At 65.8% G+C, this 13,894-nt stretch carries 14 protein-coding genes and 1 tRNA gene; 7 read left to right on the top strand and 8 right to left on the bottom strand.

The features are described 5' to 3' along the window. Positions 1–3 precede the first annotated feature (3 nt). The 3 genes from CAL24_RS13900 to CAL24_RS13890 all read left to right on the top strand — a co-directional run bounded on the left by CAL24_RS13900 (position 4) and on the right by CAL24_RS13890 (position 2,442). On the top strand, positions 4–1,671 hold the full coding sequence (locus tag CAL24_RS13900; protein ID WP_094807274.1) for a TRAP transporter large permease: 1,668 nt from the start codon (positions 4–6) through the stop codon (positions 1,669–1,671). A gap of 4 nt (positions 1,672–1,675) precedes the next feature. Further along, positions 1,676–2,338 (top strand): phosphoribosylanthranilate isomerase, encoded by a 663-nt coding sequence (locus CAL24_RS13895; protein WP_094806984.1) that lies wholly within the window; start codon positions 1,676–1,678, stop codon positions 2,336–2,338. A gap of 27 nt (positions 2,339–2,365) precedes the next feature. Further along, positions 2,366–2,442: transfer RNA gene (locus CAL24_RS13890), tRNA-Val, on the top strand. A 126-nt stretch (positions 2,443–2,568) separates the two neighbouring features. On the opposite strand, the gene CAL24_RS13885 is transcribed toward CAL24_RS13890, so the two are convergent. The 6 genes from CAL24_RS13885 to speG all read right to left on the bottom strand — a co-directional run bounded on the left by CAL24_RS13885 (position 2,569) and on the right by speG (position 8,159). After that, the gene (locus CAL24_RS13885; protein WP_094806983.1) at positions 2,569–3,831 is read right to left on the bottom strand and encodes a hypothetical protein; all 1,263 of its coding nucleotides are present in this window, start codon (positions 3,829–3,831) and stop codon (positions 2,569–2,571) included. 108 nt (positions 3,832–3,939) lie between these two features. Further along, complete coding sequence (locus CAL24_RS13880) at positions 3,940–5,349, bottom strand: FAD-dependent oxidoreductase (RefSeq protein WP_212591736.1); 1,410 nt, start codon at positions 5,347–5,349, stop codon at positions 3,940–3,942. 7 nt (positions 5,350–5,356) lie between these two features. Then, positions 5,357–6,505 (bottom strand): polysaccharide pyruvyl transferase family protein, encoded by a 1,149-nt coding sequence (locus tag CAL24_RS13875; protein ID WP_094806981.1) that lies wholly within the window; start codon positions 6,503–6,505, stop codon positions 5,357–5,359. A 105-nt stretch (positions 6,506–6,610) separates the two neighbouring features. Further along, on the bottom strand, positions 6,611–6,976 hold the full coding sequence (locus tag CAL24_RS13870; RefSeq protein WP_028355646.1) for a hypothetical protein: 366 nt from the start codon (positions 6,974–6,976) through the stop codon (positions 6,611–6,613). Between the two features lie 199 nt (positions 6,977–7,175). After that, entirely contained in the window at positions 7,176–7,583 is a 408-nt protein-coding gene (locus CAL24_RS13865; protein ID WP_028355647.1) for a YkvA family protein, read from the bottom strand. Positions 7,584–7,592: 9 nt separating this feature from the next. Beyond that, positions 7,593–8,159, bottom strand: coding sequence for a spermidine N1-acetyltransferase (gene speG / locus CAL24_RS13860; protein WP_028355648.1), 567 nt, complete (start codon positions 8,157–8,159; stop codon positions 7,593–7,595). Between the two features lie 249 nt (positions 8,160–8,408). Between speG and CAL24_RS13855 the strand changes: the two genes are divergently transcribed. The 3 genes from CAL24_RS13855 to CAL24_RS13845 are packed head-to-tail and all read left to right on the top strand — an operon-like array spanning position 8,409 to position 10,388. After that, positions 8,409–9,182, top strand: a complete 774-nt coding sequence (locus CAL24_RS13855; RefSeq protein WP_028355649.1) for an SDR family oxidoreductase — start codon at positions 8,409–8,411, stop codon at positions 9,180–9,182. Positions 9,183–9,189: 7 nt separating this feature from the next. After that, complete coding sequence (locus CAL24_RS13850; RefSeq protein WP_028355650.1) at positions 9,190–9,432, top strand: hypothetical protein; 243 nt, start codon at positions 9,190–9,192, stop codon at positions 9,430–9,432. A gap of 47 nt (positions 9,433–9,479) precedes the next feature. Further along, positions 9,480–10,388: a LysR family transcriptional regulator gene (locus CAL24_RS13845; protein ID WP_028355651.1), complete on the top strand. Its 909-nt coding sequence runs from the start codon at positions 9,480–9,482 to the stop codon at positions 10,386–10,388. A 14-nt stretch (positions 10,389–10,402) separates the two neighbouring features. Here the strand turns inward: CAL24_RS13845 and CAL24_RS13840 are convergent, their stop codons facing one another. Further along, positions 10,403–10,756 carry a hypothetical protein gene (locus CAL24_RS13840; RefSeq protein WP_094806980.1) on the bottom strand — a complete coding sequence of 118 codons (354 nt, stop codon included), beginning with the start codon at positions 10,754–10,756 and terminating at the stop codon, positions 10,403–10,405. Next, complete coding sequence (locus CAL24_RS13835) at positions 10,753–11,487, bottom strand: response regulator transcription factor (protein WP_038853918.1); 735 nt, start codon at positions 11,485–11,487, stop codon at positions 10,753–10,755. The genes CAL24_RS13840 and CAL24_RS13835 overlap by 4 nt, the downstream gene beginning before the upstream one ends. 444 nt (positions 11,488–11,931) lie before the next feature. On the opposite strand from CAL24_RS13835, the gene thrS reads away from it, so the two are divergent. Then, entirely contained in the window at positions 11,932–13,884 is a 1,953-nt protein-coding gene (gene thrS, locus CAL24_RS13830; protein WP_094806979.1) for a threonine--tRNA ligase, read from the top strand. Positions 13,885–13,894 lie beyond the last annotated feature (10 nt).

Genomic DNA, 13,894 nt, shown 5'->3' with positions numbered 1-13,894 from the left:
ATGATGGAATTCTTTCTAGCCAACCTGGCGCCGATCATGTTCGGCACGCTGGTGGTGTTCCTGCTGCTGGGCTTTCCGGTGGCGTTCGCGCTGGCGGCCAACGGGATCCTGTACGGGCTGGTGGGCATGGAGCTGGGGCTGTTCAACGCCTCGCTGTTCCAGGCGCTGCCGCAGCGGGTGTTCGGGATCGTGGCCAACGACACGCTGCTGGCGGTGCCGTTCTTCACGCTGATGGGGCTGGTGCTGGAGCGCTCGGGCATGGCCGAGGACCTGCTCGAGACGATCGGGCAGGTGTTCGGGCCGCTGCGCGGGGGCCTGGCCATCGCGGTGGTGGTGGTGGGCGCGATGCTGGCGGCGACGACCGGGGTGGTGTCGGCCTCGGTGATCTCCATGGGGCTGATCTCGCTGCCGATCATGCTGCGCTACGGCTACGACCGGCGGCTGGCCACGGGGGTGATCGCCGCCTCGGGCACGCTGTCGCAGATCATCCCGCCGTCGCTGGTGCTGATCATCCTGGCCGACCAGCTGGGCCGCTCGATCGGCGACATGTACCGCGGGGCGATGCTGCCGGGGTTCCTGCTGGCCGGGGCGTACATCCTGTACATCGTGGTGATGTCGGTGCTCAAGCCGTCGTCGGCGCCGGCGCTGCCCGAGGAGGCGCGGGCCTTCCGCGAGCCGAACGGCTCGCGCGGGGGGCGCTCGCTGCTGGTGCTGATGCTGGTCTCGGCGCTGTCGGCCTACCTGATCACGCAGTGGATCGAGAAGGCCGACGCGCCGGTCGACGAGAAGGTGGTGCTCAGCCTGCTGCTGTGGGGGCTGACGGCCTTCGTGATCGCCATCGTCAACAAGCTGTTCCGGTTGAACATGCTGTCGGCGCTGGCCGAGCGGGTGACCTTCGTGATGATCCCGCCGCTGTTTCTGATCTTCCTGGTGCTGGGCACGATCTTCATCGGCATCGCCACGCCGACCGAGGGTGGGGCGATGGGGGCGGTGGGCGCGATCGTGATGGCGCTGATCCGCCGGCGGCTGACGCTGGACCTGCTGCGCCAGGCGATGGACACGACCACCAAGCTGTCGTGCTTCGTGGTGTTCATCCTGGTGGGCTCGACGGTGTTCGGGCTGACCTTCCGGGGCGTGAGCGGCGACCTGTGGGTCGAGCACCTGCTGACCAGCGTGCCGGGCGGGGAGTGGGGGTTCCTGATCGTGGTCAGCGTGCTGACCTTCGTGCTGGCGTTCTTCCTGGACTTCTTCGAGCTGGCGTTCATCATCGTGCCGCTGCTGGGGCCGGTGGCCGACAAGATGGGCATCGACCTGATCTGGTTCGGGGTGCTGCTGGCGGTGAACATGCAGACCTCGTTCATGCACCCGCCGTTCGGCTTCGCGCTGTTCTACCTGCGCTCGGTCGCGCCCAAGGACGCCTACCGCGACAAGGTCACCGGCCAGCGCATCGAGCCGGTGACCACCGGCCAGATCTACTGGGGCTCGGTGCCGTTCATCGTGATCCAGCTGCTGATGGTGGCCGCGGTCATGCTGTTCCCCGGCCTGGTCATGCACTACAAGGCTGGCCAGTCCACCGTCGATCCCAGTACTATCAAGATCGAGATCGACAACACCTACGGCACCAGCATCTACGGCGACAGCGCGGCCGATCCGGCCGCCGCCTTCAAATAGCATCATGCGTACACGCGTCAAGATCTGCGGTCTGACCCGCGCAGCAGACATCGCCTCGGCCGTGCAGGCCGGGGCGGACGCGATCGGCTTCGTGTTCTATCCGGGCAGCAAGCGCTACGTCACGCCGGCCCAGGCCGCGCAGTTGCGCCGCACGGTGCCGGCGTTCGTCGACGTGGTGGCCCTGTTCGTCAACCCCGAGCCGGCCGAGGTGCGCGCGGTGCTGGAGCAGGTCGGGCCCGACCTGCTGCAGTTCCACGGCGACGAAGCCCCGCAGGAATGCGAGCGCCACGGCGCCCGCTACATGCGGGCGTTCCGCGCCGGCGCCCCGGGGCTGGATACCCCCGACACGCTGGCGGCCGCGTGCCGCGCCTACGGGCAGGCGGCCGCCTGGCTGTTCGACAGCTATAGCGCGGGCTACGGCGGCAGCGGCCAGGCCTTCGACCACGCGCTCCTGGGCGGTGTGCAAGCCGACCCAGCGGCGCGGCCGCTCGTCCTGTCCGGCGGCCTGAACGCCGCCAATGTAGGCGCCACCATCCAGGCGATCCGTCCCTGGGCGGTGGACGTCAGCAGCGGCGTGGAAACGGCTCCCGGCCTGAAGTCGGCGGACAAGATCCGCGCGCTGGTCGAGGCCGTCCGTCAGGCCGACGAACGCTTGCGCGACGAATAAAAGCCCTATATAATCTTTCTTCTTTGCAGGCGGTTAGCTCAGATGGTTAGAGCGCTACGTTGACATCGTAGAGGTCGTTGGTTCGATTCCAATACCGCCTACCAGAATACTTGCAAGCCGTGCCCGGCACGGCCAAGAAAGCCGCTTAAGTCTTTGACTTGGCGGCTTTTTGTTTGCCGCTCGGCCGGCCGCCAAGCTAGAGCAGGCAGATTCAGGACAGGGCTGCATGCTCATTGCGGGACCCGCACCGTCACCGACCCCTGTGCCGAGAACGGATCCTTCAGGTCAATGCGGATCTCCAGATCGTCGGTTTGTTCGGGCAACGTAAACGTCGCCGAAGCGCCGGGCGTGTAGCCGGTTCGCGCGGTGACCTTCTGGTTCGCCAACAAAGCGAATGCATACTGGAAGTCCGCGGTTTTCCCCAGGCTGGCCGACGGCGTGGCATTGACCGTCAGCTCTGCGCCATGGCGGGTGAACTTCACGTCCAGTTCGGAGGGCCGGGGCGGCGCCACCGCGAGCCACCGGTGGCTCGCGGCAAACCGGGCCTGGGCCAGGTAGCCTTCAGCGATTGCAGGCAGCGTTTCTTCGTTCGAGATCTTCTGGATGAGCGTATCGAGCGCGGCGCCGGGCGGCCCGACATGGCCCTTTCCCCATGAGCCCGGCAGAAAGACGATATTGCGAGCCTTCGATAGGAAGACCTTGTCATGGCCTATGCTGGTGAAAGGGAGCGCATTGAGCCAGGGCCCGGCGTGTTCGCGCCGGTGGAATGCGTCGGTGAAATTCTGCAAGTAGACCAGTTGCTTGCCCGAGCCAAGCCGGCTTGCGGGTGGCAGGTGGTTGACCGTGGCGGGCATGAACTTGTCCAGGCACCGCTGGATGGCTTGCCGGTTTTTCGGCTTGTCCTGCGTGCAGGGCTGTTCAGGATATGCGACGCTGAGGTAGCGCATGACATGGCGGGCGTAATAGCCGCCGATGGACGTCTGGGGGTTCCAGACCACGGCCGCGCCGGGTGTGGTGATGCGCGACAGCGCTTGCAGGCTGGCGTAGCCCCCGCCGCTTCCACCGACGATGATCGGCGTCCTGCCGGTTGTCCGGGAGATCGCATCGACAGTGCGGGCGATCCGCTCATACAAGTCGGGCGCAATAGCGTTGCCGGCATACCAGGCCAGCGTCAGCTTGCGGTCGAGCGCCAGAGTCGGGTCGGCGACGGACAGGACGGGGAGGCGATTCCTGTCGCCCAGATCCATGCCAGAGAAATAGGGCGCGGGAGACTTCCGGGTCTTGTCAGACAAGGCGCCCCTGAATATCACCAGGAAATGGCGCTTATTGAGCGCGGCATTGCCAAAACCCGACGAGAGAAAATCCAGGGTCAGGCCGCGTCCCAGCGGTACGGAATGAATTCCGTCACGCAGCATGTCGGCGGGGCGCGCCGCCGCTGCCTCATATTGGTAGTGGGTGGTGTGCCACTGCTGGTAGTCGGTGTACAGATCCATGGGGCCGGTAGTTCGCGCAGGCTTGGGACCTTATCGTTATAGCAAGAGATTGGAAGTGATAACTCTCTTTCTGATGCGCAATGCTCGTTATGGCCTGGTAAGGGCGCTTCACGTCCGATCCAGATTCGCCCCCTGCCGCCGCAGTTCTTCCTGCACCTCTCCGGCCGGCACATCCCGCGGCACGATACCTGCGCGGGACGCTGTCGCCGCGCATACGCCTGCCGCCTGGCCGGTGGCCATTGCAATGGGCATCACCCGATATGAAGAATGCGCTTCATGCGTGCCCGAAATACAGCGTCCGGCCACGATCACCCCGTCGACACGCTGCGGGATCAGCGCTCGCAGCGGAATGTCGTAGGCGTCTTCTTCCGGAATGCGCCTGAGCGTCGTGCCTTTGCCGGCGGGGTTGTGGATGTCCACCGGATACGTGCCGCGCGCGATCGCGTCCGGGAATTTGCGCGCGTTCAGCAGGTCGTCGGCGGTCAACTGGTATTCGCCGACGATGCGGCGCGTTTCCCGCACGCCGGCGTGGACGCCGCTCTGCACCGCATAGCTTTCTTCGAAGCCGGGCACATATCTGCGCAGGAAGCGCACCAGCTGGTTCATCTGCCGGCGGCTTTCCCATTCGGCCAGGCTCCAGTCCCATACGTCCGTGCCCAATACCCGGGTCACACGGGTCGAGTTCACGCTCACTTCGCGCGGGTGGGGCGTGGCGAAGAACAGGATGTCTTCCCGGGCCAGGTCGAGTTCCTCATTGGCGGAGGCCTGTTGGACCAGGTCCCACAAGCCGTGCACGCCGCGCCATTGGGCTGGGTTGCGCCGGACATACTCCTGGAAGGACGCCGGATTGAAATCCGCCATGCGGAACATCAGCGTCATGGGCTGGACCAGGCCGTCGGTCGCGCGGCCGATTTCATAGCTGGCTCCGGACAGCGCCGCGATGTCGCCGTCGCCGGTGCAATCGACCACGGTTTTTGCCTTGACGACCAGCGGGCCGCTCTTGGTTTCGAAGATCACGCCTTCGACCCCGCCATCGCCGACCACGCCGCTGGCGAAGGCATGGAACAGCATGCAGACGCCGGCCTGGTCCAGCAGTTCGAGCGCCACCCATTTGAACAGTTCCGGGTCGAACGGCACCACGTATCCGGTGTCGAGCGAGGGTGCCACCGCGCCGCCGCTTTGCACCAGCCGCTCGAGCAGTTCCTTGAGCACGCCGGCGATGACCGGATGGCCGGGGCCGTGGTCGTTGGGCAGCAGGTTGGTCACGCCCAGTTTTTCGAAGACGGGACGCTGGGTATGGAACGACATCAAGGGCATGACCAGCGCCGCCGTGGCGTTGCCGCCCAGGAAGCCGTACCGCTCGACCAGGATCACATCCGCACCGGCGCGCGCGGCGCCCAGCGCCGCGCCGATGCCGGACGGCCCGCCGCCCACCACCAGCACGTCGGTCTCGGCGGCCAGGCCGGCCCGGCGCGCGGGCAGGGTCAGTTCCGGCATGGCGGCGGGCTTCTGGAGCATGGGCATGTCAGTCCTCTTCCTCGCCTGGTCCGGCCGGCGCCAGGCTGTCGAGCAGGTTCATGAGCAGGGTATGGTTCTCGCGCGCCCGTTCCTGCAGCGCCGGCAGTCGTTGGCGGATGTGTTTCTGGATCTTGGCCCGGAAGTCCCACGAGTGGTCGATCGAGGCGAGCAGCTGGCCGGGGCTGACGTCGTGCAAGGGCGGTGTCTCCATGTCCAGGGCCTGGAGCAGGCCAGTCACCTTGGACGCATACGGCAGCGCCACGAACGGTACGCCCTGCAGCGCGGCGAAGATCAGGAAGTGCAGCCGCATGCCGACGCAGAACTCGAAGCCGCCCATGATGGTCATCAACTGGCCGGCGCTGTACTGGCCCTTCAATACTGTCGCGTGCTGGGCGTATTGCATGCGCGCCACCACGGCATGGCTGTGCTGCAGGTCCTGGTTGCCGCGCTCCAGCGGAATGAAAACCACATCGGCGTCGAAGCGCTGCACCATGAAGTCAGCCGCATTCGCCAGCAGTTCGTGATAGTGATCGACGCTGATCCCGGGCGCGGCCGGCCCCGGTTCGCGCACGGAGAATCCGATCCGCCGCCTCGATAGGTCCAGCCCTTCGCGCGTCAAGGCGGTCTTGGGCAAGGGCCGGGCTTTCATCAGCAGGGCGGGGTCGGCGGTAATGTGCATTTCCCGTTGCAGGCCGGCTTCCTCCAGCACGCGGAAACCTTGCCGGTCCCGCACGCTGATCACCGCCGCGGACTTGAGCGCATCGCATACCAGTTCGCGGTTGGAAGTGCGCGACAACGGTCCCGCACTCACGGCGTAGACCATCACCGGCACCCCCAGCTCATTGGCCAGCAGCACCTCGCGCAGGTAAATATCGGCCTCGCCGTCGAACAGGATGCCGCCGCCGCCCAGGATGAACACATCGAGGCGCGCGACTTCCTGGCGGGCCTGTTCGCGGCTCAGTTCACGTACGGGTACGGCGCGGTCGATCTGGTGCCGCGCCTCGGTGTCCTGGCAGTTGCGTGAGAACACCGTGATCTCCGCCGCCGTGCTGGCTCGCAGTTGCGTGACGATGCTCTCGAGTATGGCCTCGTCGCCCAGGTTGAGGCCGCCATATGAGCCCGAAATGCCGATCCGGTAAGGGCGGTGTTTCGCCATTTGTCTGTTCCCCGTCGTACCGCGGTCGGTTCAATGTCCGCTTGCGGCAGGGCGTAGCAAATGGCGTGCCGGAATGAAAAAGCGCCGGCGAACCGGCGCTGCAGATCAGGCCACGGCGCGCAAGTGCTTGCGTGCCGTCGCGCGGCCGGCCTCTCGCCGCAGCAGCGATGCGGGAATGCCGTCGAGCTCGCGCCGGCCCGCCAGGCCGTCGCCCAGGCTGTCGCACATCAAGTGCGTGGATGCGCCGGCCTGCCTGGCTTGGGTGCCCAGCCGCCGCGCCAGTTCCAGTGCCTGGCGTTCGGCCAGTTCGCGGGACGGGACGGCAGTGCGGCAATACTGGGCTTTGCTGGATGTGCCGGCGTTCGGGCTGTGGTCCTGGATGTCTACGTACCCGCGGAACAGGCCGTAGTCGATTTCGATGACCCGCGGACGCAGGCTCTGGACGCGCTGAGTATCGTTGAGCAGCTTCATCGGATTGCCAATGGAAGTTTCGACCTGACCCAGTCTAATGAAGCCGGCGTCGATAAATCGGCGTCCATATGCAATCAGATAATGCACACGGCCGCCGAATGCCACAGAACGTGTCTGAATTCGCAAGAATTGGCGATTCTTGACGATTCTTTGGATTTGCGCGGCCCACCGAGGGAGTGCGCACATGGACGCATCCGGCCTATTCCGCGATCCAGCCGCGCCAGGCGGCCACGCCGTACAGCACTGCCAACCCCGCTGCCAGCCAGAGCGCCACGATGACAACGGCGCCGGCGCGACTCTTGGGACGTTGTCGCGAACTGGCCAGCCATTGCGCGGCTTCGGCCCGGCATGCCGCCAGCACGTCCGCCGGTGTCAACCGGACCGCGAGCCAGATCAGGGCCGGCAGCAGCAGCGCGTCGTCGACCAATCCGAGCACGGGGATGAAGTCCGGGATCAGGTCGATGGGGCTGAGCGCATACGCGACCACGAATGCCGCCAGGGCCTTGGCGTACCAGGGGGTGCGCGGGTGGCGCGCCGCGAACCAGAGGGTAAGCGCATCGCGCTTCAGGCGCGCGGCCCAGGCGCGGCAGTCGGCAGCCAGGCCCATGGTCGTCGGCTAGCCGCGGTCGTGCAGCACCGAGGCCTCGTCCGGCGCTGGGCCGTACGCGGCCAGGTAGTCCTGTTGCAGCAACGCCATGCGATAGGCGTCGCGGTAGCGGCCGTTGGAGAAGAACTCCTCTTTCAGCTCGCCCTCGATCTGGAAGCCGCATCCCTGGTAGATGTGGGTGGCTGCCTGGTTGTCCTTGTCCACGACCAGGTAGACCTTGTGCAGGTTGAGCACCCGGAAGGCGTAGCCTGCGGCGATGCGGGTGGCGCGCTTGGCGTAGCCGCGTCCCTGGAAGGCCGGGGCGACGATGATCTGGAATTCGGCGCGCCGGTGGATGTAGTTGATTTCCACCAGTTCGACCAGCCCGGCCGGCTTGCCGCTTTCGTGTTCGATGATGAAGCGGCGCTCGTACTGGTCGTGGATATGGCGGTCGTACAGTGCGGCGAGCTCGTCATAGGCTTCATAGGGCTCCTCGAACCAGTAGCGCATGATGGCGTCGTTGTTGTTGAGGGTATGCACGAAGTGCAGGTCGCCGCGTTCGAGCGGACGCAGCCTGATGTCGGAGATATTTGCCATGGGATTCGTCAAGTATTGCAAATGATCGCCATGCGGCGCGGGATGGCCGCCAATGGACCATAATGCAAGCATACCGCCATGGCGCGCATGGGGCGCCGCCGCCGCGCCATTGCCGCAGGGCCCGGGCCGTCGAGCCCGGTACTTTCATTGGTCGCCATTTCTGGATAATCTATCCAGACTTCACTGGTTTATCGCGCCGCCCGGTGGACCTAATCTGGCAGCTCCATCGATACCTGAAGGAGGCTTTCCATGGCTGACCATTCCATCAAGGGCAAAGTGGCGCTGATCGCCGGCGGCGCGAAGAATCTGGGCGGGCTGATCGCCCGCGACCTGGCCGGGCACGGCGCCCGCGCCGTCGTGGTCCATTACAACAGCGATGCGTCCAAGGCCGCCGCCGATGACACCGTGGCGGCCGTCAAGGCGGCCGGCGCCCAGGCCGTCGCGCTGCAAGGCGACCTGACCACGGCAGGCGCGGTCGAGAAGTTGTTCGCCGATACCATCGCCGCCGTGGGCCGGCCCGACATCGCCATCAACACGGTCGGCAAGGTGCTCAAGAAGCCTTTCACTGAAATTACCGAGGCGGAATACGACGAGATGACCGCCATCAACAGCAAGTCGGCGTTCTTCTTCCTGAAAGAAGCGGGCAAGCACGTCAATGACAATGGCAAGGTCGTGACCCTGGTCACTTCGCTGCTGGGCGCCTTCACGCCGTTCTATTCCGCCTACGCGGGCACCAAAGCGCCCGTGGAGCACTACACGCGCGCCGCCGCCAAGGAGTTCGGCGCGCGCGGCATCTCGGTCAACGCCGTGGGCCCCGGTCCCATGGACACTCCCTTCTTCTACCCGGCCGAGAGCGACGACGCGGTGGCATACCACAAGACTGCCGCGGCGCTATCGCCCTTCACGCCGACCGGCCTGACCCACATCGAGGACGTCGTGCCGTTCATCCGGCACCTGGTCAGCGATACGTGGTGGATGACCGGCCAGACCATCCTGATCAACGGCGGCTACACCACCAAGTGAGGTTGACATGCGCACCCTGGTCCTGATCGCAGTGGGAATCGTGCTGGCTGTGCTGTTCCTGCGGCTGGCGCCGGCCAGCCGCCGCACGCTGGCTGCCGGCGCGTTCACGGTGGTCTGGCTGGGTGCGTCATGCTGGAATCTGGCCACCGGCCTGTCGCATGGCTACTCACTGGCCGAAGAGCTGCCCATTCACGCGGTGCTGTTCGGCATTCCCGTGGCGGCGGCGTGGCTGCTGTGGCGCAGGAGGTAGCGTCGAAACGGGGCCCGCATGGGCCCGGCCGCGCATAATCGGAGCGCATGGACAGATTCCAGCAATATCGCGTCTTCGCGCAGGTGGCGGAGATGGGCAGTTTCATCAAGGCGGCCAACCGGCTGGGTTTGCCGCGCGCGTCCGTGTCCGCCGCCATCCAGCAACTGGAAGCGCAGGTCGGCGTGCGCCTGTTGCACCGTACGACGCGCCAGGTTCGACTGACCGCCGACGGCATGCAATTGCTCGAACGCCTGCGCCCGCTGCTGGCCGACCTGGAAGATATCGATCAATTGTTCCAGGGCAGCCAGCGGCAGGTGGCGGGCCGGCTCAATATCGACGTGCCCAGCCGCATCGCCCGGCGGCTGATCGCACCCGCGCTGCCTGGGCTGCTGCGCAGCCATCCGGCGCTGCAGATATACCTGGGCTCATCCGACCGGGCCATCGACCTGGTGCGTGAAGGCGTCGATTGCGCCGTGCGGGTTGGCGCGCTGCATGACAGCAGCCTGGTGGTGCGGCCGCTGGGGCAGGTGGCCTTGATCAATTGCGCCAGCCCCGGATACCTGCGCGAGCATGGCGAACCGGTGCGGCCGGCGGACCTGCGCAAGGGCCACTGGTCGGTGGGCTACGCTGCGGCGCGCACGGGCCGGGAGTCGCCCTGGGAATACCTGGCGGGCAACGGCGGCCTGCACGCAATGGAAGTGCCCAGCAGGGTCATCGTGAATAATGCCGAGAGCTACATTGCCTGCTGCCTGGCGGGCGCGGGCATGATCCAGATACCGCGCTTCGATGTCAGGCATCTGCTGGAATCGGGCGACCTGGTCGAGATCATGCCGGATCACCGGCCCCCGTCCATGCCGATATCGCTGCTGTATCCGCACAGGCGCCAGCGGTCCGAGCGCCTGGGGGTGTTCCTGGACTGGTTCGAGACCTTGATGCGGCCGCACCTGGAAGCCTGACGCGGCAGGCCGGCTCAGGCGGCCGGAATGGCGGCGAGCTGCCGCAGCAGTTCGGCTTCGAGCTGCTGCAGGCTGGCCTCCGCCGGGGCGTGCGCCAGGGCGATGCGCGCCGGGTCCGCGGCCCGCAGTGCTGCGGTCAGGGCATCGAGGTGCCGCATGGCGTCGGGATCGGTGCCCAGGAAGCTGACGGTGCCCTTGGCGCGATGCGTCTGCTGCCGCGCCTCAACGTAGTCGCCGGCTGCGACGGCCTGGCGAATGGCGGCCAGGTCGGCCCGGGCCTGGGCCAGCGACAGCTCGAGGAACGCCCGGCGGCCGGCGGCATCGGGATACAACGCCAGCACGGTGGACAGGTTGAGCATGCGCTTCACGGGCCGGTGTTCTGGTCGAATTTCTCGTTCAGGTAAAGGGCGAGCGCCAGGTCGTCGGCCAGGCCGAGCTTGCGCATGGCCCGCCGCTTGTGGGTGCTGATGGTTTTCTTGCTGCGCAGCAGGCGCGCGGCGACCTGGGTTACCGAGCGCCCCTGGGCGATCTGGCGCAGGACTTCGATTTCCGCGGTGGTCAGGCGCGAGTCGGGGTGCCGTGGCGGCGAGGTGCGCAAGGCGCCGTCTTCGTAGGCGACGAAGCCGCGCGGCCGGTGGGCCGCGGCGCGGATCACGTCGGCCAGCGCCGCCATCGAGGCGGTCTTGGGCAGGTAGCCGGCCGCGCCGGCCCGGAAGGCGGCGTATTCGGTTTCGGCCGGCTTGCCGGCCGAGAACGTGATGACGACCAGGCCGGGATACAGGCGGCGCAGGCGGCGGATGAAGTTCATGCCGTCCCACGCCTGGTTGGGCAGGTAGAAATCGACCACCGCGACATCACAGGGCTGTTCCTTCAGGCCTTCGAGCAGGCCGTCGGCGGTGGTTTCGGCGTGCAGGATGTCGAAATCGGGCTGGGCCCGCAGATAGGCCGCCACGCCGAGGGTGATGACGGGGTGGTCGTCCAGGATGGCGACGCGCAGGCGCTGGCGCGGCCGCGAGAGCAGCAGGTAGCGCCGCGCGGAAGCGGGCGGGGCGGATACCGAGGGCGGAGCCGGGGTCGCGGAAAAAGAGGGGTGGATCATGGCGTGTGGCAGGAGACGGCAGCGCCGTCGGCGCGGTGTTACCCGCAGGGTACTGAAGAAGCGGGGCGGTTTTAAGGCAGTGTTGAATAAATAAGACTGGTCTTGTGTCAGACATTTCGGACTTGGGGCCCGCACAATTGCCAGGGTGGAGCCATCGGCGTATAGGCGCATGGCGCGCCGGCCGGCTCGGCCCCCCGGGAGCGGGCGGCCAGTAGTGCTACAATGTTTGACGGTCGGCGCGCGTGTTGCGCGCCGCGTCCGGATGACCCCCAAGCATGATGCTTCGCCTGACCCGAACTACGACCGGAAACTTCCGCCCCTTGTCGCGTTAGTTTTATCCAGTGTCGGGTTCCGCCGTGTCAGGCAGACGGTAAGGCTCAACAAGCAACCAGACGAAACGCGGCTGATAGCCGCGTTTGTCGTTTTTTCGCCAGGAAATTTCCGATGGTACAGATCACATTGCCCGATGGTTCGCAGCGTCAGTTCCCGGGACCGGTCACGGTCGCCGAGGTCGCGCAGTCCATCGGCACCGGGCTGGCCAAGGCCGCGCTGGGCGGCCGCGTCACGCCGCCCGGCGGCGAAGCCAGGCTGGTGGACACCAGCTTCCGCATCGAGCACGACGCCCAGCTGGCCATCGTCACCGCGAAGGACCCGGACGGGCTCGACCTGATCCGCCATTCGACCGCCCACCTGCTGGCATACGCCGTGAAGGAGCTGTTTCCGGAGGCCCAGGTCACCATCGGCCCCGTCATCGAGAACGGCTTCTATTACGATTTTTCGTACAAGCGGCCGTTCACGCCCGAAGACCTGGCCGCCATCGAGAAGAAAATGACCGAGCTGGCCCGCAAGGACGAGGTCGTGACGCGCGAGGAGTGGACGCGCGACGACGCGGTGGCGTATTTCAAGAGCATCGGCGAACACTACAAGGCGGAGATCATTGCCTCCATCCCGGCCAATGAAACACTGAGCCTGTACCGCGAGGGCAATTTCATCGACCTGTGCCGCGGCCCGCACGTGCCGTCGACCGGCAAGCTGAAGGTCTTCAAGCTGATGAAGGTGGCCGGCGCCTACTGGCGCGGCGACAGCAACAACGAGATGCTCCAGCGCATCTACGGCACCGCCTGGGCCACCAAGGAAGAGCAGGAAGCCTATCTGCACATGCTGGAAGAGGCCGAGCGCCGCGATCATCGCAAGATCGGCCGCGACCTGGACCTGTTCCATTTCCAGGACGAGGCGCCCGGCCTGATTTTCTGGCACCCCAAGGGCTGGACGCTGTGGCAGCAAGTCGAGCAATACATGCGGGGCGTCTACCGCGACAATGGCTACCAGGAAGTCAAGGCGCCGCAGATCCTCGATATCTCGCTCTGGAAAAAGACCGGCCATTGGGACAATTACCGCGAGAACATGTTCACGACGGAGTCCGAGAACCGCGTGTACGGGCTCAAGCCGATGAACTGCCCCGGTCATGTGCAGATCTTCAACGCCGGGCTGCATTCGTACCGTGAGCTGCCGCTGCGCTACGGCGAATTCGGGCAGTGCCATCGCAACGAGCCGTCGGGTTCGCTGCACGGCATGATGCGGGTGCGCGGCTTCACGCAGGATGACGGCCATATTTTCTGTACCGAGGACCAGTTGCAGGACGAGTGCGCCGACTTCACCGCGCTGCTGCAGAAGGTCTACCGCGATTTCGGCTTCACCGAAGTCCTCTACAAGGTGGCGACCCGTCCGGACAAGCGCATTGGCAGCGACGAGATCTGGGACAAGGCCGAGACCGCGCTGATGGAAAGCCTGCGGCGCACCGGCTGCGAGTTCGAGATTTCCCCGGGCGAGGGCGCTTTCTATGGCCCGAAGATCGAATACACGCTCAAGGACGCCATCGGCCGGCACTGGCAGTGCGGCACGATCCAGGTGGATTTTTCCATGCCGGTGCGGCTCGGCGCCGAGTATGTCGACGCCAACGACCAGCGGCGCGCGCCCGTCATGCTGCACCGGGCCATCCTGGGTTCGCTGGAGCGTTTTATCGGCATGCTGATCGAAAACCACGCAGGCGCGATGCCGCCGTGGCTGGCCCCCGTGCAGGCGGTGGTGTGCTGCATTTCCGAGCCTTCCGCCGATTATGCGGCACAAATCACACAAACCCTGAAAAAACAAGGCTTTAGGGTCCAGTCGGATTTGCGCGGGGAAAAAATCACTCGTAAAATCCGCGAACATAGCCTGCAAAAGGTTCCGTACATTCTTGTCGTGGGTGACAAGGAAAAGCAGAATGGCACGGTTGCCGTTCGCGGCCTGGGGGGGCTCGATCTGGGCGTCATCGCGCTCGATGATTTCGCCGCCCGCCTGGCCGAGGATGTCGCCGCGCGCCGCAATGTCGTTCAACCCGAAAGCAGTGCTACTTAAATCTTTTAGG

The sequence above is a fragment of the Bordetella genomosp. 2 genome (genome assembly GCF_002261345.1).
Taxonomy (GTDB): domain Bacteria; phylum Pseudomonadota; class Gammaproteobacteria; order Burkholderiales; family Burkholderiaceae_B; genus Bordetella_A.
Note: the sequence above shows the minus strand (reverse complement) of the source record. Positions and strands in the feature narration are given on the sequence as shown.